This window comes from Raoultibacter timonensis (genome assembly GCF_022845715.1).
In the GTDB taxonomy this organism is placed as follows: Bacteria; Actinomycetota; Coriobacteriia; order Coriobacteriales; family Eggerthellaceae; genus Raoultibacter; species Raoultibacter timonensis.
The window spans coordinates 2,660,634-2,679,351 of record NZ_AP025564.1; the positions used below are offsets into that span (position 1 = coordinate 2,660,634).

Below are 18,718 nucleotides of genomic sequence, written 5' to 3' on the forward strand. Positions count from 1 at the left end.
AGCGAACGGGATCGTAAAAAACACCTGATCGCACGCTGATAAAACCACTTTTGCGTACCGCGTTCGCCCGTCGCGCGAACGCTCGCTGCCAGCCTCTGCGCGACGGGTTCTCAAGCGGTGTTGAACACAGCCTTCCTTCTGCCAGACCTTCCGTCAGGGTATGAAAATGGATGCCATCTTTCCCTTTTCGGCCATCTTCGCCGCCAGGCTTTCAAGCGTTCCGTATTCCATCGCGCTCGCCAGGCAATGATGCACGCAGCTCGGCTTCTCCCCCGCTGCCACCCGGTCCTCGCACAGGTCGCACGAGGATGTGGGCACGGGAATGTAGCGGTACTCCCAATGCTTGTTGTCTTGCAGTTTCCAAGGACCGAGCTCGAGCACCTTGATGCCCCATTGGCCACGGGGAAGGCTGCGTTCGTTCTTGCACGCAACCTCGCAGGAATGGCAGCCCGTGCAGTATTCGTTGTCTATCAGAAGACCGTATTGGGTCATCGTCGCTCCTAACTCTCGTCTGCCCGATAGATCTTGCAGGGCATGCTCTTGTAGTGGGTTCCGAAGCCAAGCGGCCCGTTCTCCTCATGCGGAATGAGCTGGTTCACGTTCACCTGGAACACGTCGTAGAGGTTCTCGGGGTCGGCCTCGGGAAGCCACCATCCGTGGTCGCAGTTCACCACGCCCCCCTTCACGATGGGAGTGAGATGTGCGCGCATCTTAACCTTTCCGAGGTGGTTTTCGACATACACCCACGAACCCTCCGATATGCCGTAGTCGGCGGCGGTATCGGGATGGATCTGCACCGTAGGCCACGGATGTATCTCGCGCAGCGTTTCGATCTGGCGGTTCTCGGAATGAAACGACGTGAAGCGACGTCCGCCCGTCGTGACGGTAAGGGGATACTCCGCAGCTAGATCGGGGCGCGAGACGGCGCTGAACTTCGGTTCGATGTAGTACGGCAGCGGATCGTCTCCGAGGTTTTGCAGCACCGTCGAATACAGCTCGATGCGGCCCGTCGGCGTGTTGAACCCCGGCGTTCCGTCGGCCCGAAGCAGGCCCTTCTCGTACTTCTTGTATTCGATCTCGTACTGGCCGATAACGTGTTCGCAGAGGTCCTCGTACGACGCATCGACATCGCGCATCTTTCCCAACTGGCTGTCGATAAAATCGGCGGGCGACGCCCATCCGGGCTTTGCGCTGTTCGGATAGAGCCGACGGTGCAGCTCGAGCATAATCTCGAGATCGGCGCGGCACTCCCCCCGAGGCTCGAGAACAGGGATGATGGCGCCCATCTGACCGGGTTGCGAGGCGTTGTTGTTCGAAACGTACCCCTCTTTCTCGAAGAAGGTTGCTGCGGGCAACACGATATCGGCGACGCCCATGATGGTGGGCGTCATGAACAGATCGGCTACGGCCACGAAGTCGATCTTGCGCATGGCCTCGAGCCATCGCTTGGGCTGGGGAACCATGCAGGAAATGGCATTGTGCCCGAACACGTAGGCGAAGCGGATTTTGTACGGGACGTTCGTCTCGAGTACGTCGAGCGTCGCATCGGGATGCGTTGTGTTCACGATGGCGCTCATCGCCGGGTACCGATCGTGCCCGAGCGGCTCGACGCCGATGTTACCGTAGAGGGCAAGACCCTCAGGTTCGCCTTCGCCTTCTTCGGTCGGCGCGTTTTCCGCCATGCCCGCAAAAATCGGGGGGATGCCCATGAAGCAACCGCCGGGCACATCCATACTGCCCGTAATCGCGAACAGGGAAAGCAGGGCATGTCCTATCTGCAACGTGTTGGGATTCTGATCGACCGCCAAACCCATCGAAAGCGTCGAGGGGCTCTGGGCGATACAGCGGGCAGCAGCCCGTATGTCTTCGGCGTCGACCTCGGTGATCGCAGCGACCTTGTCGACAGGATACTCCTTTACGCGCTCGGCAAGCTGCTCGAAACCGTAGCACCATGCATCGACGAACCCGTGATCGTAGAGATCCTCCTCGATAACTACGTTGAGCAGGCCCAAAGCCAGAGCACCGTCGGTTCCAGGACGCAGCTGAAGGTGCACTTCGGCACGCGTTGCGAGCCAGTTCACGCGGGGGTCGGCAACGATGAGCTTCATGCCGAGCTTCATCATCTCGACGATGGAATGGCCGAACAGCCCATCGGGATTCGACCGCAAGGGGTCACGCCCCCATACGAGCATGTAATTCGGACACACCCACCGAGGATCGTCGTAGCGATCGGGGAATCCGATGGAATTGTCTGCCTCGATATACGAGCTTCCCATAGTCCAGAGCATCGCCGCCATGCGCGGCACGATGCAGGACCAGCCGCTGTTGGGATGGACGGCATTCACCGTACCGAATACGTCGTTTGCCATCTGGAAGTGGATTTGGCTTGCCTCGCGCCCCGTACCGCACCATACGCTCACCGCGCCGATGCCGTACGCATCGACGGTCTCCCGATAGCGGTCGATGATGGTGTCGAGCGCTTCGTCCCAGCTGATGCGCTCCCAAGCATCCTTGCCTCGGTCTTCGCGAGCACGCTTCATCGGATGGAGGATTCTATCCTTATGGTAGTAATACTCCTTGGCCGTCAGGCACCGGACGCACAGGCGACCTTTGCTGATGGGGTTCTCCTCGTCGCCCTCCACCTTGACGAGCTTTCCGTCCTTCACGAACACCTTGAGACCGCATCCTAGGTTATGGCACCCGATTCCGGCTGAGCAGGTACGGTACACCTTCGTGCCGTCGTCGAGCTCGGCCATCGCAGGCGATGCATGCTCGTTGAAATGCAATGTTGGCATTGCAACTCCTCTCGCTTCCTTATCCTCGTCCCACGCGAACCGCCGTTCGACGAATCGAGCAGCCGCGCTTTGCACTGTCCTCGTCTTGCGCGCCGCACGGGGGCACCCGATGCGGCGCGCGTTCCATTAAGCTTTCGCAAGCGGAAAATCGCCCAGATTGAGGCTTTCCCTCAAATCGATCCCGCACCTCTCAGCCGGCTCGAATCCTTCCGCTTCGATCCTCACGCTGTACGCGCCCTCGTCGATGCGGCGGAAGTAGAAGTCTCCGAAATCATCGGTCTCGGTTTCGCGCACCGAGCCATCGGGCATCGTAAGCGTCACCCGGGCGCCTTCGATGATTTCATTTTCGACGGGGTCCCATACATCCCCCGCGATAAACAAGTGCGGCAGGTTCAAGTAGTACACGCGGGGCTTGCATCCGTCCTGCGGCACGAACGTTTCAGCGCGCGCTATCTCTTCGGCGAAATCTTCCTCGTCGCCGAACCTCAGGCCCCCGGTGGCGCACAGGTCGACGCAGTGAGGCACCTTCCCCTCGTCTACCAAATGGGCGCACCCGGTGCACTTCTGCGCCACATCGAGCTCCTCGTTGTAGAAAACAGCGCCGTAGGGACACGCTTCAACCAGTTCGCGGCGGCCCTTCGCTTTGACGGGATCGATGATCACCAAGCCGTCATCGCGCTTATAGACCGCATCGGGCGCCGCTTGCTTGCACAACGGATCGTCGCAGTGCATGCACGGCCAGGGAGTGTACTCCACACACACCTTGGGCACTTGGCCGTGATCCTTTTCTTTAACGCGCATCCAAAATTGACCGGTGTTGGGCTGTGGGAGCGCATATGGCTCCCATGCGTTTCCCACATGCTCGTCTTTGCATGCCACCTGGCACCCGTAGCACCCGTTGCACTTTGCAATATCGACAATGAATACCTTCATCAGCGCACCTCCTCGCCATCTTCAAGCCATGCATCCACGATGTGCAGCGGTCCGGTCTCGGGGTCGTACGGACGAGAGAAAGCCTCGGGATACTGTTTTGCCAGCTCGAAAACATCTACTTTTTCAATACCCACCAAATACCCGCTCGTCACTTCGCCTGCGCAGTTTTTCGACGCAATGGCTTTGGGTGCGATCAGGTTGTTCGTTCCTCCTCGGTCCGACACGCCGAGTTCGATGGGATCCATGCGAGCACCGTGATCCTGCAGTACGGTTCGGGGACGAATGCGCTCGGTCACGTACACGCCGCCCATCGTCCAACCGCGGTCGTTGTAAATCCTGACGATGTCGCCCGACGCCAACCCGAGTTTCCCGGCATCGACCGGGTTGATCCAAACCGGCTCGTAAGCGTATCCGTCCGGGCCTGCGACCTTGCAGGTTTTGATTTCCCTGAACCATGCGCAGTCATCCAACTGGGAATGCAAGCGCCAATGAGGATGGTTCGAAACGAGCAGAAAGGGATACTTTTCGGCGCGTGGCGTAGTCAGACGCTCATCGGGATGCGTCTCGCCCTTTTCGATCCAACGCGGATACGGCATGCGCTCTTTGTCATCGGGAAACTTTTCGGCAAGGCGCGAAGAATAGTATTCGATCAGGCCCGACGGCGTGGTGAGGGGGTGCTTTTGGGGATCGGTGTAGAAACCGAAGAAGCCCGCGGGATCGTTCTCCCACCCCTCGGCAGGAGGCACGATGAAGCTCTTCTTTTCGAGGAACTCGTCAAACGACAGGTAATCCTGGACGCCGGAGCTCTCGAACCCGATGCGCATCTTATCGTCGAGGCTCTTGCCTTCCGTCAGCTCATCGACAACACCGAGCTTTTCGGCTACGGCAACCGCGCACTCCCAATCGCTCTTCGATTCGCCGAGCGGCTCGATCGATTGTTCTTCGAGCACAAGCGTGTTGTAGTTGCCCGACATGATGTCGCAGTTGATGTCGCGCTCCTCGAATTTCGTGTTCACGGGAAGAATGATATCGGCGAGCAGGCAATCGTCCTCCATCCAGATATGCTGGGCGACGACGCATTCGATCAAATCAGAATGCAGCGCTTCGATGAACTTGTAGCCCCCGTTCCACGAAGACGTCCATTTGGGCGAGTCGATCCACACCATATGGATACGCTCGGATCCCTCGGCGGGGTACTGCATTTTACGGAATTGATCCTCGACTGGTACGCCCGCAACGGTGCATCCGTACCACGTAAGCGGGTTCTCGTGGCTGTAGTCGCCGGCAAGCGCCTCGGGAACGAGCGTCTCGGGAACGAGGGAATCGCGCGTATCGGCAGCGTAGGGCAGCAGCACCGCAAACAGGTTAGGGATGAACTTGGAACGGGGAATGGGCGTCTGCTGGGGCAGGCTGAACAGCTGATATTCCATCATCTTCAGCTGATTGCGCCCAGGAGCGCCGAGACCCTGCATACCGAGCAGGGCGACCTCCATACGCGCCGGCTCGTGCGAATAGGTGGACCGGATATAGGAGCCGCCGTTGCTGTGGGCGATGGATACGTTCTGCTTCGCCCAGGAGCGAGCGAGGGCCTTGATGATGCGGGCGGGCACGCCGCATATTCCTTCGGCCCATTCGGGCGTCTTCTCGATGCCGTCGTCGCCGCCCATGACATGGTATTCGAACCAATCGAACCCGACCGAATGCGTCTCGAGGTACTCCTTGTCGTAGGTACCCTCTTTGATCCACGTATGGGCGATCGCCAGCTGCAGGGCGGCATCGGTATTGGGAAGCACCGGAATCCACTTGTCTGCGTGTACGGCGGCACCGTAATTCACGTCGGGGCACACGTATATCTGGCGAACGCCGATGTCGCGTAAGAAGAAGCAGTAGCGGCTCGGGAAATGGCCTCCCCAACCCCACGGCGTCGTAACAACGTCGCAGCCCCAGAAAAGAACCGTATCGGCATGGCGCGCCACATCGAGAAACAGGTTCTGCTGATCGCCTTCGCCAACGGGATCGCATCCCCAGATGTGCTTGGCGCCCCAATACCAGCCCTCCCAGCTGTCGGGATTGCGCGCCTGAAGGCAGTAGCCCCCCAGAACATCGAGCAGCGCGCCCTCGCACCCGCGCGGGCCGTGAAGAGTCTTCACCTGATGATGCCCGTCCGACTGGACGAAAATGGAGTTCACGCCGTACTGCTCGTGCACGCGCCTTATTTCATCGGCGATAAGCTGTGTCGCTTCGTCCCAAGTGATGCGGACGTACTTCGATTTTCCACGGTTCTGGGCATTGCGCTCGCCGTTTGGATCCCAATCAACGCGTCGCATGGGATAGAGGATTCGGTTCGGCGAATACACCCGGTGCTTCGTCGCCAAAGCAAACGGCGTGATTTCCGATTTCTCCGCAGCCTTGAACTCGCGGCCGCGCGCTTTGATAGCCCATCGAACAAGCGGCTCTTTGCCGCCTTCCGCGCCGCGCGCTTGGTAGTCGAACGGCCTGATACGAACGATCCTGCCATCCATAACATCGACCTCGGCAGGCTCGGAAGCCGAGCACGGCCCGCAAAAGCCCATGGTCTTAATGGTGGTGCTGATGTTTTCTGTCACGTTGCTTCCCCCTTGTTTCACCTATAGGAACAGACACGTGCTCGGCGCGCGAGAAGGCAGACCCGCTCGTTGCCGGTACCGTGAACGCTATAAACGATTGCCCGTCTTGAAAGATGAACCGAATCAATCAAGCGGCGAGGAAAGATGGGAAAGCCACCACGAGAGGCGGTTGTCGTTATGGAAGCTCTGCTCGACGAAGCGCCAGGAGAACACCACGTTCTTCCTGTTTTGCTTCGCATCGTCGATGTGCAGAGCCATCGATACCACGTCAACCTTCCTTGCCGTTCGCCTGCTTTCCGCTAGCGCAAGTCTAGCAAGAAAAAAGTAAGTTTTTCATTCCGAACGGTGTCGGAAGCCGCTTTTCGCCCCGCCCCGCAGGCACGCGAATTACCTGAACGAAAAGCGCCTCATCAGGCGATACGCCTGACTCTAGCAGCGTCTGGCGCACAGGCGCACCCGCACGGGAACTTACTTTTCTTCACGTATCATCTTGCCTCGATGCAACCATCGACAAACGGGAGGTTCCATGGGCGCCTGCTACAGCTGCAACGGGTGCGGAAAATGCAGGGAATGGATGAGGGATCTTGAGCACGCGTGCCCCCTGTGCAAAACACCTGTCGAAGCAAGCGACAATCGCTGCCCGAACTGCGGCAGACCGCTCCCCCTTCCTGCGGGGATCGCCCGGGCAAACGAAAAATCGAAACCGCTCGACCGACGCCGAACTCGCTAAGCGGCTATAATGTACGTACGGCCCGTGCAATCCGAGTAGCGGCCGCGCACGTTCGGCGGGAGGAGTTCCATGGCAAATCGCGAAGAGAAGAAGCAATTGACCGAGCAACACCTCTACGATGTGGCCATCGACCTGTTCTGCGAGCAGGGATACAAGCAGACAACCCTGACCGACATCGCGGCCGAAGCGGACGTATCCACAAGGACGCTGTACAAGTACTTTCCCACCAAAGAATCGATTCTGAGGAAGTTCAGCAAAGAGAATATCTACTCGCTCAAATCGTTCGCGAGCAGCCTGCCGGCCAATATGCCGGTAAAAGAGAAGGTGCTCGAGACCATGGTGTACGATTTCAAAGCCATGTTCTGCCTGTTCGACGTCAGCTACATCCTCCACTCGGCACGCGACGAGCACGGCATGTTCGCACGCTTCGAGCTCGAGAACATCCTCGCAACCGAATCGATCTACTGCAACCTCTTCAGGCAAGAGCAGCTCAATCGGGGAATAGAGCCCAACGATATGGTCGTTTTATGCTCGTCGGTCATCATGGGCCTGTACCGGCACTGCAACGATCTGTATCGGTTCAGGAAAAAGGGGCCGCTCGACGAGAAGGACCTTCGGGCATTCTACAGCAGCCATATCGATGTAATCTGGGATTCCCTGTACGAGAAGCTCACTGTTGCCCAAAAAGGAGCCTCCCCTATCGCGAACATCGACAAGCACCTGTTCGGATCGGTCGACGGCATTCGGCGTTAAACGTTTTCGGGGCTTTTCGGGGTGAACAGCATCATCTTCGGCTTCGTTTTAACGAACGAAACCAGCTCGTCGATCGACCCGTAGGTAATCACGCCGTATTGGCAGTGGCGCACGCAAGCGGGCCTGTTTCCTTTGTTGACCCGCTCGGAACACAGATCGCACCAGTCCGTCGGGATGGGAACGAAATCGTATTGCCAAGCGCCGTCGCGCGTTTTCCACGGACCGAGCTTCGTCACCTTTATGCCCATCATATCGGGCCCGCAATCATGAGCCTGCATGCACGCCGTTTCGCACTCCGAACATCCGAGGCAGAACTCGTAATCAATCAGCAAAGCCTTCTTCACGCCCATATCGTACCCCCGTCCAATGTAGGCCTTCATTCATCGGCGCTCCGCATGCACGACGCGCTTCCCTTCTCGATCGCAACCTTGACCGGCCTGCCCGGTGCAGGCGGCTGCGCGGCGCCGCACACATCGCACCTCGGCGCGAACAGGTACGCGAGCTTCTCGTGACACACGACGCAGCGACCCTGCCGATCTGCGCATTTCCCGCAATGGTTGCACGGGCAGCACACGATTACTCCGTCACGTCGCTATACGGGAACCGAGCGTTTTTCCTCGTAGCCACCAGGTACGCAAACACGATAACGAACAGGATGATGAAAGTAACCGACATGACCTCGAACAGCGCCGCCGTGCTGGTTCCGATAATGCCCTCGACCACCTGTACGTACATCGACGAGCATGCCTGGCCCGCAAACATGGCCATCGACAAAACCGACAGGGCGAACGTACGGCGATACGGATGAACCAGGCCGCTTAAGGTGGTTTGGAGATACGGGATGATGGTTCCGAGGTACACGCCGTACACGATCGCGCCGGCGAACACCCCGACCATCGAGGTGGCGGTCGCAAGCAACGTGAACGCCAGAGCGATCGAAGCCATCGACACGAGCACGGTATAGCGTTTGAGCGCCTTGAAAATAAGCATGAACGCAAGCGAGACGATCAGCGCGACGCAGGTGGTCGAAGACGATGCAAGGCCGGCCATGACCGAATCGCCTATACCCGTCTCCTGCATGAAGATCGCAAGCTTGAGCAGGTACACCATGCTGATCGTCATCGTCACGAACATGAGCAGGATGCCCATCCATCCGCGATGGCCGATGCGCTTCTGCTCGGGAGCGAGGCTCGCCGCCTCCTTGGCAAACGGCATATCCTTCTCAGGCGGAACCTTCGGAAGGAAGATGATCTGCATGATGAGCACGAACACGAAGAATATGTTGATGAAGAACGGCACATGCCATCCGATGACGGCCAGCGTGCCCGACAAGGTCGAGAACACCATGGCGATGATGCTTCCAACCGCGTTCGCTCCGCCCATCATGCTCGCGCGCTCGTTGCCCGCGAAGAAGTACGATATCAGCGTCGGCACGATGGGATAGACCAAGCCGCAACCGAGTCCGAAGAATACGCGCGTTGCCAGCAGGAACTCGAAGTTGGGAGCAAACGCGCCGCCTATGCCGCCGATGATGAACAGTATCTGCCCCACGGTTAAAATGGTTTTACGGCTTATGTAGTACGAAAGTTTCGCCGCAATGAGCGAGGCGGGGATGATGCAGAGAGGCGGCAGAGCTACGAGCAGGTTGACGTTCTCGCCCGGAAAGGCCAATGCGATGACGGCCAGTATAGGCGTCATCTCCGAACCAAGCGCATTACTGTCGCACGCGCACAGCAGAAGCGTCGCCTTGGTGCCGAGCTTCGAACGATGTTTGACTTTTCCGTTAGCCATGGAATCCCCTTTACCCCCACTGGAAAGATCGAATCTTTCCATACCGAACGATCCTCGGCAAGCCTAACAACGCACACAGGGTAGGCCAAGGCTCTCAGATACTGATGGTCGCAAGATCAGACTCTCGGTATTAAGCGCGTAAATCAGCAGTCAGGTCCGTCGTTTCGCGCGCAAGATCATCGCAACGCGCAACTTCGACTATATCGAGCAATTCCTGCTGGGAATGAATATTTAACTTATTATAGATATTATAGATATGGCTTTTCGCCGTATGGGTCGAGATGGTGAACTTCTGGGCGATGTAGCCGGCATTGCGGCCCTGGGCCAAGCAGAGCAGCACCTCCGCTTGACGGCTCGTCAAATCGTATTCCTGTGCAATGCGTTCGACTTTCGAATGGAGCAATGCACCGGGCTCTCCCCCGATGGCGCTTGCGCGCCGCGCTTCGAGCACCGCATCCATTTTCACGGAGCGAACATACGAAAGGGGACCCGGATGGAACACGGCGAAACTCGTAATGACCACGAGAAAAACCACCAGCGCAAAGCAGACGAACAGCCGCCCGCTCGCATCGATGCCGGGCAGGAAGCTCAGCACCATGCCTACGACCCAGCCAAGCGTGCAGCCCAAACCGTTCAACGTTCTGCCGACCGCGAACGTTCTCACGTAGTTCTCGCCGAAAAGAAGCGAGCTTTTCGATACGTCGGCGATATCGACGATATCGTGGCAGGCCAAGAGGGCGAGCATGATAAAAATGCAGGCGAGCTGCCCCGCATGCCCGACGAACGAGAAGAGGAAGATGCACACGAGCATGATGGGGAGAAACACCTCGATGAGGATGACGGCGATGTCTTTGGGCTTTCGCACCAGGAAAAGAACGGTAAACACCGCGGCAAACGCATTGCCTGCCGCGATCACGTACAAACCCCCTGGGTAAAACGGCTGAGTGGTCGCACACGAGCCGACGAATCCGATACTCACGCTGTAAGCGAACGCGAGCAGAATCGTGCGCATGAAGGCAATCTTGCGATCGCCCTTGTCCTCCTCCTTCGATGGAGAGCCCGCCGAAGAGTGCGGTGCCTCTTCCCGCAATGTAGAGACGGACCGCGCCGAACCGTCGGTCGGCATCGAATCGATCGTCAGAGAACGCGACATTGCGAAGACAGCGAAAACGACCGAAACGACGGGAAGCGATCCGATCGCAAGAAAGGCGATGCCGCCGGGCATGAAAGCCGTCGAAATAAAAAGAAACGCTCCGATGAGAAACGAGCTCGATACCGAGAATATAACCTGCTTCCTCGTCAGCTCGACGATCTTCTTCGACCACACCAGCAGCAAGGCGGAAGAGCCTATTCCGCTTGCCGCCCAAAGCAAAAATGCGATCGGCAATTCGAAGCCGGGAGACAGAAACCCCATAAGGCAGGCCATGGGGCTCAAAACCAAAGAGAGGGTCTTAAGAAGCACCTCGCCCTTTCTCGATGCGAAGAAACGCGCGAATACTCCGAACAAGACATAGGCGAAGAACATGGCGACGGTCATCACCATGCGCGCAAGATGCGCCTGGTAATCGCCGATCAGTGCTGCGGGAGTCAAAGAAGGGCTCCAAAACAAACAGAATATCCAACCGAGGTACAGAGAAAAGCCGATCAGGCAGAGGATCGGTATGCGGATGGTGAACACCCGCCGTTTCTCCTGAGCGGGCGCATCCTCCTGCTGGAATCTCAGATTGATTGACGCATCGAGCACTTGGGTATGGTCGTACCGCATTTAAGTCTCCCCCGTTCGACTTAATAAACGCAGATGGTTCCATTTCGCAAGTGTACCATGCGGTTTCCCGGCGGCCTTTTTCGTTGGTTCATCGATTTCAGCGATTTATGATGCGCTTTTCGACGTTTTTAACAACAAGAAAGACGCGGAGAAGCGCGCTCGAAAAACCGGGGTCATCCGAATCCGCAAGCAACAAGATTCGCTGGAAGGAAGACGCGGCGCTGGGCACCCCCCCCCAGCCGAGCGCTCCGCCTCGACTACGCATAAAGCCGGATAATCGGTTTTCTTTCCTCCCGAAAGCAGGTTATCGCCGCGAAACCTCGCCCGGTACCCGAAGGTGCGCCCATATGGCATGCACGACGTCTTCCAAGGTATCGATTCCCATCAATTCCTGCAAAGACAACTCGACGGAAAGCGCCTTCTGTATCTTCATGAGGAGCAGCGACCTCTTCACCGTTGCCGACGTCGCCCCTTCGCAGTTCTGGCCCGCTTCGTAGTCGGCTATCAGCTCGCGGGACACGTGCAAGGCTTTGGACAAGCTGATCAAGGTCAGCTTGTCCAAATCATCCGTTTCTTCAAGATCAAGGGGGCTCAGGTGGTACTGTATCTGCACGAACCTGCGCAGATGATCGCGGAGAAAGGGGTACGTGATCTCCTCCTGATTCAAGATGAGATCGATTTCATCCTGCGCCTTCTCGGCGTTTTTACGGATATCCTCTCGCGACACCAGCAACCCCCGAAAAACGACCGGTCCCGTCTTATTCGACGACGAGCGGCTCGACGTCGAGCGCCTCGGCCAAAGCTATGAGCTCTTTGGTGTAATCCCCGTACACCAGGGCGACATGGATGCCCACCTTGCATTGAGCGCGATGGGCTTTGAGCGAATCCTTGAAACGGTAGAACACGAGCTGGGTGCAATTCTCTTTGTCCTTGCCGCTGCTCTCGACGATTTCCGCCTTACCGATGAACATCTTGGAGCCGTCGGGCGAGAATTTGCACAGGGTAACGTACTCGCCCTTGTCACGCGAGAAGTCGTATCGCAACGTCGCCCCGAACTTCTGATCGTATGCGAACGGGGTGATGCCGTAGGGCGCGTATGCGCTCGGATCGGGGTGGCAGCGGTGAGCGACGGAATGCTGCGTCATCCAGAGCCTGTCGATGTTCTCGGGGTCCTGCGCCAATTCCTCGAGCTGCTCTTCGGTTGCCCCGAACACGTGTTTGAACTTTCCGTCGAGCACGGGGATCGGGCAGGTGTTGCCCATGTAGGGGCTTCTTCCCGAAACGGCTATCAGCGCCTGCTCTGAAAGGGCGGCGGGCAAATCATATTCGCACGCCGAGGGAATGCCGGCTTCCGCATTGAGCGCGTGCGTGAGGCACATCGTAAACCTGCCCTCGTTGAGCCTCCTGGTCGAGCATGCATCCGGGCAGGGAATGGAAAAGGCGTTGCAGTCGAAGTGATCCATGAATTTCTGGGTGACCACGTACGCCACGACTGAGGGAAGCATAGCCTCGCGGCTCATGCCAACGTTTTCAGCTCCCTCGATCAGCTCGTCGCAGATATCGTTCGCCCTCTTCAGATCGCATTCGTCAACGTTGAGCGTCTTTCGCCCGGGCGTCGTATGGTTGCCTTCGGGCACAGCCTCAGACATGCAGTCGAAGAATTCGTGTATGTTGGCAAAATGGAATCGCGTCCCGAACCGCTGCGTAATCTGGTCGAGGCTCGTAAACGAGTCCGGTCGGCTGACGGACTGGGTACCGTCGAATCTCGTTACGCAGAGGTACTTCGTGCGGGCGATGACCTTCTTCGCGCGAAGCGCCACCATGCGCAGGACGAAATCCTCCCATCGGTATTCCGAATAGCATGCGTACCCGACGTTTCTGGCCGCTATCGCCGCCGGAACGTCGGGCACGTTGAAAGCACCGGATGAGGGGCAGTAGCACATGGTTTTCTTGAAGCGCTGCGCGAACTTGAACGCAAGGTCCTGCACGCCCGCGCCAGCCATGGGGATAACCACGTCCGCAGCGTTGACGGCAGCCTCCATAGCCTCCCATTGCGCTTCGGGTTCGTCCCAGTCGTCCGTCCTGCGAAACAGGACCGGATCCATCACGACCGTGCCCTCGGGAACGTGGGCCTTGATGTCGGCGATGAATTTCTTCGCCCTTTCCGCGAATACGATCTCGTCGTATCCGGGCCGCAGAGCGTCCCCGCTTCCGAATCTGCAAGGACCTTCGTAGTAGTAGAGGTGCTCGCAGAAGAGCTCCAGGGGAAGAACGTTGAGTTTGATGTCTTTTGCCGTTTCGATCATGTTCCCAATTCCTTTCTCGCCTATACCCTTACCGCCCGCAGAGAGCGGTTCGCCCGCCTCCCGGACCCGGCCGTCTCCCGGCCACGCGTCATTGTCGCCGAGGAAGCCCCTCGTTCTCGTTCGGCGGCGTGCGCTTCGCCACCTTGACGCTTCCCGCGCGCGGCCGAATGAACGCGCCGCATGCAGGGCAGTACCGCACGGATGAGTCAACCTCGTTTCGGCAGCAGGGGCACACCGATACGCTCGGCAACCCCCCGCGCGATTCGAGGCAACGCCCACAGCCCGAACACTGATAGCACATGGCGGCGCCCCTTACGGCAACGGCGAGGCGTCGCGGGAGCGATCCCCGAAGCCGGATTCGTTCGTCGGGAGCCTGTCGGTTTCATCCTCTTCCCAAACGAGCTTCCCCCGCTTTCGGTATGCGAGGACGACGCATCCCATCGCGACGACGCATGTGCCCATGAGACCCGCGAACGCAGGCACGAACGTGCCGGTCGAATCGTACACGGCGCCCACGAGCACCCCCGAAAACGACCCGAACAAGCCGACCCCGGTCCGTATCCATGCGTGGATCTGCGTGTAGTTCTTCGATCCGAATATGTCGCGAATGAGCAGCGGAAGGCTGACCGACATGAGCGAATCCTGAATGCCGAACAGCACGGTCGACAGGATCAGGAACACGGGGTTCCTGAAGTATATGAACCCCGCGATGCCGATGACGATGAGCGCCAGCTCGATGATGGTCGTCCTGCGCACGCCTATCTTGTCGTTGAGCCAGCCCATGACGAGCTTGTCGATGACCGATCCCGCCGATTCTGCCGAAACGATAATGGCGGCGAACGAGGCGGTGAATCCGATGGACTGGATATAGCCCGGCATATGCTGCTCGATGCCGCCGTGGATGAATGAGGCGATGCCCGCGAATACGAACAAGCACCAGAACGCCACCGAAACGACGGCTACCCTGACGGCGACCCCGCGCATGACCGGCAAAGCGCCCCCTTCGCCGCGAGCCGTCTCCTCGTAGCCGTACGGAGCGATGCCCAGATCGGTCGGTTTTTTGCGCATGAGCAAACTGCACGGCAAAATGACCGCGAGCGACACGATGCCGACAAAAAGATACGCGGAGCGCCATCCGGTCGTCTGGATGATCGAGCTGATCACCATCGAGAAGAGCGCTGCCGAAATCCCCGAGCATGCCATAACGATGCCGTACACGAATCCGCGCCTCTTGATGAACCAGTTGCCGATAAGGGATGCCGAAGGAAGCACGAAGATACCGGCTCCCGCCGCGCCCACGAGAAACCCCGAAACCTGCCATTGCCATATTTCGGTATACGTGCTCATGGCAGCTACGGCTCCCGACAAGATCACGATAGCCGCAGACATGACGATACGCGTGTCGTACTTCGTCAAGAGCTTGCCCGCCAAGGGCGTCACGAGCGTGGTCCCGATAAAGTAGCCGGTCATATACGTGGATATCTCGGAGCGAAGGAATCCGAGATCCTCGCACACCGGAACGTAGAACAGGCTGCCGCAATTCAGAATAAGGCCCATACCGAACGCCTGAACCAAGCAGCAGCATGCCATGATGACGAACGCGTAGTGAACTCTGCCGAACAACCTGCCATTCCTGACAAGTGCCATCGCATTTCCTTCCCCGATTGCGGGGGTCGCGCAAAAGAACCGTCGTCCGACCCCCGTCAACGCCGATTACCCAGTACGCGGCGAGCCTGTGCCCGCCGCAGCGGAATCACCGCTTGGCGAACGGCGGCATACGCATTCGCCAAGCGGTCGAACCTACCCGTTCGTATTACTCGTCGCGCTTGTCTTCCAACTCTGCAGCAGCAGCCGGTTCGCGCAATCCGGCAATCCATTCGGGATGCCTCGCCTTGGTCGCTACGATGATAACGGCTACAACGACGGCCATGCCCGTAGCGAGCGGCCAGGCAACGTTCCAGCCAGCAAACTGCCCCGTTGCCGCAACGCCCATGACGCCTGCGAGAAACGCAAGAACGTACGCAGAAAAATACTGACACAGATTCTGCGCTGCTGCCAAGAGCGACAGACCAAGCGTTGCCCCCTCTTTGGGCAGAACCTTTACTATCTGCAGTATGAGCGCAGGGTTAAACATGCCGAAGGCGAAACCGTAGATGATGGCGCCCGCATAGTAACCGGGAACGCTGATCACATGCGTGAGGATAAAGAAACCGACAGCCTCGAGCAAAAGCGCGATCGGAAGATCGAAGCCGCGAAGGCGTCCTTTGATGAACGCACCGTAGCATATGGCCCCCGCAGCGCAGGCAAGCGTTTGCGTCGAGCTGATCATCCCCGCAAATCCAGTATCGCCCAGCCCCGCCTCTTTGATGCAGAGAGAGATGTTGGTGAAGAAGGAGAACTGGAAGAAGTTCCAAACGCCGGCGAGCAGGATAACGACCCACGCTGCCATCGTAATCGACTTGAGCGCATTGCCCTTCTTGCCATCCGATGTGGTTCCCGCAGGCTTCACGTCGGGCTCAGGCAGCCAGAAAACGATCATGAGGATGATAGGCACGATGAACAGGTAGCCGATAAACGAATAGCGCCATGAGAGAACGGCTAGGAAGCCGCCGATCAACTGGAAGAGCGAACCGGAAAGGCCGCCTACTGCAGTTTTAAAGCTCATGAGCTGATCGCGCTTCTTGCCATCGAACAAATCGGCTATGAACGACGACGCCATCGGGAAGATCATGCCACGACCGAAACCGAGTATGACGCGACAAGCGAGTATGCCGTAGAACCCTTCCGTCGTTTCAGGCATGAATCCGGCCGCAACGCCGCCGACAAGAGTGCAGACCATCGCGATAACGAGCATGGTCTTCTTCTTCATGTACCGCTCCATTATGCCTACGGCGAACGCGCCGACGATGGCCATCAGCGAAGGCAATCCCTCTATGTTTTTGAGCATGAGCGAATCTATGCCCGCAGGAGCGTACGCCGCACCGATGGCCGACATCGCTGGCGTCGAAAACGACTTGGCATACTGAAGCGTAATAACGAGCAGTGCGGCGATCTGCACGGTTATGCCCAGCGCCTTTTTAGCTTGAGCTTTTTGTTGTGCGGTCATTTCTTTCTCCTTGTCTATGACCTAATCCCATGAACCTGTCGATCTACCTCATGAATGCGATCAATTCGCCGATGTCATCGAGCTCTTCGAGACGCGAAACGATCCCCACGACGCGATCCGCATCAGCCCGCGAGAGCGTCTGGGAGAACTCGATGTTTCTGTAGAACTTGTCCAACACCTCCTCTTCGCTCATCGGGCTCTTGTAGATGTCGCCCTTCGGGACATCGCACCGGGCGTGATACGCCGCCCCGTCCTCCATGACGATGTCGGCCTCCGCCGTCTGGTACTCGTCGGGCGCAAGCGTGGGCGCAATCTCGATCTTCTCGACCAGGCGCTTGAGCGCAGGGTCCTCCATCGCTTCCCGGTTCATCGAATCGGGGCGAACCGATTTGGTCGCTATCGCGACGGCAGCGGTATAGATGATGCTGAAAGCACCGCTCACCTGCGGGTCCTCGCCGATTTCGAACGGCTGGCCCACAAAGCCCTGAGCGGTTCGCGGCGTCGTGTGGATAACGACCTTCGCCACCTGCTCGGGATCGATATCGTGAGCGCCGACGATCTGCATGCAGGCGTCGATGGAGGGGTGCGTCGCGCGGCAGGCCGACCACGGCTTGACGACCACGTCGCCGTAGAACACCCCTCCGAGATCCTTGCAGAGCAGTTCGGGACGCTGCTTGTCGCCGCAGAACAAGAAGAAATAGCCCTTCTTGCCTCCGAAGGCGTCGTGCGTCGCCGTCATGCCGCGACGAGCGAAATCGGCCGAGAAGATCGCGTTGCGAGCCGCGAGCGCCATCGGCAGCTTGAAGGCGAGCGTCTTGTAGTTGATGTTGTCCATCGACCCGCCGAGCATGTTGAGATCGAGGCCGAGCGCGTTGTTGAGCTGGCGTTCGTCGAGCCCTCCCAGCTTGCCGGCGATAACCGTGGCTCCCAATCCGTTGATGGTGTTGGTGTTGTCCCATCCGCCGTACACGTCGAATCCCGAGGCCGCCCCGAGACGGGCTGCGATATCGTCGCCCAAGGCGAGAGCGCACATGAACTCGCGGCCATTCGCATGCGCCCGCTCGGCGCAGGCGAGCGCCGTCGGCACCGTGGTGCCGCTGATGTGGGCGGCGCTGCTTTTCCTGTTCTCGTTTTCCGCCTCGATGGCTTCGAAGTCGTACGATCGCATGGAGAAGCTGTTGATCATAGCCGCCGAGGGCGCGTCGATGCGCTCGCCCCTGAAGAACGCGGCGCTCTGCTTCGCGGCTCCATAGCTCTTCAGCAAATCGAACAGCTCATCGCACATCGGAGCATGGACGCCCGCCGCGATCACCCCGATCGCATCGAGCACGCGCGTTTTGATGCGGGATACCGTGAAGTCGTCGAGCACTGTATAGTCCGCCCCGACAACATGGGCGCAGACCTGGTCTGTCATGTTCAATGGGATTCCTTTCCCCCGCTGTGTTCGCGGGTGCTTCCCGCGCTTCCCGCGTCAGCGAGCGGCGCTGCGTGCATCTGCTCGGCCATCGACGGGAAGCCCCCTTGCGAAAGCGTGGGCGCGCAGCGCGCGCCCGCGCCGTTCCCCTTATTCTTTGACGGTTACAAGAGACCAGCGGCTCTGGCCGTCCATCTTCTTGACGAGCTCCTCCGCCTCGCCGTAGTACATGCACCACGCTTGGCAGTGCTGCACGCACATGGGCATCTTGCCCGCCTCGGTGCGCTCGGTACACATATCGCACGCCTGGGTGATTACGGGCATGTAGGTCCATTCCCAGGTGCTCTTGAGACCCTCGCGCCCGCTGTACTCGAACGGGCCCACCTCGCATACCTTGATGCCGAACTCGCCTTTCGGCAGATCGAGAATCTTCTTGCACGCTACTTCGCACGAATGGCATCCGGTGCAGTAGTCGTAGTTGACGAGAATCGCCTTGGTCACAGCTGTTCGCCTCCTTTT

General features: G+C 58.6%; 15 protein-coding genes. 1 reads left to right on the forward strand and 14 read right to left on the reverse strand.

The features are described from left to right. Window positions 1–153: 153 nt before the first annotated feature. The 5 genes from MWL89_RS10955 to MWL89_RS10975 all read right to left on the reverse strand — a co-directional run bounded on the left by MWL89_RS10955 (window position 154) and on the right by MWL89_RS10975 (window position 6,601). Complete coding sequence (locus MWL89_RS10955) at window positions 154–492, reverse strand: 4Fe-4S dicluster domain-containing protein (RefSeq protein WP_244386022.1); 339 nt, start codon at window positions 490–492, stop codon at window positions 154–156. Between the two features lie 8 nt (window positions 493–500). Further along, the gene (locus MWL89_RS10960) at window positions 501–2,795 is read right to left on the reverse strand and encodes a molybdopterin-dependent oxidoreductase (protein WP_244386023.1); all 2,295 of its coding nucleotides are present in this window, start codon (window positions 2,793–2,795) and stop codon (window positions 501–503) included. Window positions 2,796–2,921: 126 nt separating this feature from the next. Continuing rightward, window positions 2,922–3,728, reverse strand: coding sequence for a 4Fe-4S dicluster domain-containing protein (locus tag MWL89_RS10965; RefSeq protein ID WP_102377655.1), 807 nt, complete (start codon window positions 3,726–3,728; stop codon window positions 2,922–2,924). Next, window positions 3,728–6,334 carry a molybdopterin-dependent oxidoreductase gene (locus MWL89_RS10970; protein WP_244386024.1) on the reverse strand — a complete coding sequence of 869 codons (2,607 nt, stop codon included), beginning with the start codon at window positions 6,332–6,334 and terminating at the stop codon, window positions 3,728–3,730. Before MWL89_RS10970 ends, MWL89_RS10965 begins: the two co-directional genes overlap by 1 nt. Window positions 6,335–6,457: 123 nt before the next feature. Then, window positions 6,458–6,601: a hypothetical protein gene (locus tag MWL89_RS10975; RefSeq protein WP_180994975.1), complete on the reverse strand. Its 144-nt coding sequence runs from the start codon at window positions 6,599–6,601 to the stop codon at window positions 6,458–6,460. 532 nt (window positions 6,602–7,133) lie between these two features. Here MWL89_RS10975 and MWL89_RS10980 point away from each other — a divergent pair. After that, window positions 7,134–7,817 (forward strand): TetR/AcrR family transcriptional regulator, encoded by a 684-nt coding sequence (locus MWL89_RS10980; RefSeq protein ID WP_102377654.1) that lies wholly within the window; start codon window positions 7,134–7,136, stop codon window positions 7,815–7,817. On the opposite strand, the gene MWL89_RS10985 is transcribed toward MWL89_RS10980, so the two are convergent. The 9 genes from MWL89_RS10985 to MWL89_RS11025 all read right to left on the reverse strand — a co-directional run bounded on the left by MWL89_RS10985 (window position 7,814) and on the right by MWL89_RS11025 (window position 18,700). Further along, window positions 7,814–8,197: a 4Fe-4S dicluster domain-containing protein gene (locus MWL89_RS10985; protein WP_244386025.1), complete on the reverse strand. Its 384-nt coding sequence runs from the start codon at window positions 8,195–8,197 to the stop codon at window positions 7,814–7,816. The two genes, MWL89_RS10980 and MWL89_RS10985, sit on opposite strands and share 4 nt — an antisense overlap. A gap of 196 nt (window positions 8,198–8,393) precedes the next feature. Continuing rightward, window positions 8,394–9,608 carry an MFS transporter gene (locus MWL89_RS10990; protein ID WP_244386026.1) on the reverse strand — a complete coding sequence of 405 codons (1,215 nt, stop codon included), beginning with the start codon at window positions 9,606–9,608 and terminating at the stop codon, window positions 8,394–8,396. Window positions 9,609–9,738: 130 nt separating this feature from the next. Beyond that, window positions 9,739–11,373 (reverse strand): LuxR C-terminal-related transcriptional regulator, encoded by a 1,635-nt coding sequence (locus MWL89_RS10995; RefSeq protein WP_244386027.1) that lies wholly within the window; start codon window positions 11,371–11,373, stop codon window positions 9,739–9,741. 304 nt (window positions 11,374–11,677) lie between these two features. After that, window positions 11,678–12,100 carry a hypothetical protein gene (locus MWL89_RS11000; protein ID WP_244386028.1) on the reverse strand — a complete coding sequence of 141 codons (423 nt, stop codon included), beginning with the start codon at window positions 12,098–12,100 and terminating at the stop codon, window positions 11,678–11,680. Between the two features lie 31 nt (window positions 12,101–12,131). Next, window positions 12,132–13,679, reverse strand: coding sequence for a hypothetical protein (locus MWL89_RS11005; RefSeq protein ID WP_244386029.1), 1,548 nt, complete (start codon window positions 13,677–13,679; stop codon window positions 12,132–12,134). A 312-nt stretch (window positions 13,680–13,991) separates the two neighbouring features. Further along, window positions 13,992–15,326: an MFS transporter gene (locus MWL89_RS11010; RefSeq protein ID WP_102377648.1), complete on the reverse strand. Its 1,335-nt coding sequence runs from the start codon at window positions 15,324–15,326 to the stop codon at window positions 13,992–13,994. Window positions 15,327–15,492: 166 nt separating this feature from the next. Next, window positions 15,493–16,785, reverse strand: coding sequence for an MFS transporter (locus MWL89_RS11015; RefSeq protein WP_244386030.1), 1,293 nt, complete (start codon window positions 16,783–16,785; stop codon window positions 15,493–15,495). Between the two features lie 43 nt (window positions 16,786–16,828). Then, window positions 16,829–18,199, reverse strand: coding sequence for an MmgE/PrpD family protein (locus MWL89_RS11020; protein WP_244386031.1), 1,371 nt, complete (start codon window positions 18,197–18,199; stop codon window positions 16,829–16,831). A gap of 150 nt (window positions 18,200–18,349) precedes the next feature. Next, window positions 18,350–18,700 carry a 4Fe-4S dicluster domain-containing protein gene (locus MWL89_RS11025; protein WP_102377644.1) on the reverse strand — a complete coding sequence of 117 codons (351 nt, stop codon included), beginning with the start codon at window positions 18,698–18,700 and terminating at the stop codon, window positions 18,350–18,352. Window positions 18,701–18,718 lie beyond the last annotated feature (18 nt).

Excerpts from the sequence above, each read along its gene's own strand:
- MWL89_RS11020 (WP_244386031.1), bottom strand. The coding sequence starts at position 18,199 with ATGACAGACCAGGTCTGCGCCCATGTTGTCGGGGCGGACTATACAGTG.
- MWL89_RS10985 (WP_244386025.1), bottom strand. The coding sequence starts at position 8,197 with ATGAAGGCCTACATTGGACGGGGGTACGATATGGGCGTGAAGAAGGCT.
- MWL89_RS10990 (WP_244386026.1), bottom strand. The coding sequence starts at position 9,608 with ATGGCTAACGGAAAAGTCAAACATCGTTCGAAGCTCGGCACCAAGGCG.
- MWL89_RS10995 (WP_244386027.1), bottom strand. The coding sequence starts at position 11,373 with ATGCGGTACGACCATACCCAAGTGCTCGATGCGTCAATCAATCTGAGA.
- MWL89_RS10965 (WP_102377655.1), bottom strand. The coding sequence starts at position 3,728 with ATGAAGGTATTCATTGTCGATATTGCAAAGTGCAACGGGTGCTACGGG.
- MWL89_RS11005 (WP_244386029.1), bottom strand. The coding sequence starts at position 13,679 with ATGATCGAAACGGCAAAAGACATCAAACTCAACGTTCTTCCCCTGGAG.
- MWL89_RS11015 (WP_244386030.1), bottom strand. The coding sequence starts at position 16,785 with ATGACCGCACAACAAAAAGCTCAAGCTAAAAAGGCGCTGGGCATAACC.
- MWL89_RS10980 (WP_102377654.1), top strand. The coding sequence starts at position 7,134 with ATGGCAAATCGCGAAGAGAAGAAGCAATTGACCGAGCAACACCTCTAC.
- MWL89_RS10960 (WP_244386023.1), bottom strand. The coding sequence starts at position 2,795 with ATGCCAACATTGCATTTCAACGAGCATGCATCGCCTGCGATGGCCGAG.
- MWL89_RS11010 (WP_102377648.1), bottom strand. The coding sequence starts at position 15,326 with ATGGCACTTGTCAGGAATGGCAGGTTGTTCGGCAGAGTTCACTACGCG.
- MWL89_RS10955 (WP_244386022.1), bottom strand. The coding sequence starts at position 492 with ATGACCCAATACGGTCTTCTGATAGACAACGAATACTGCACGGGCTGC.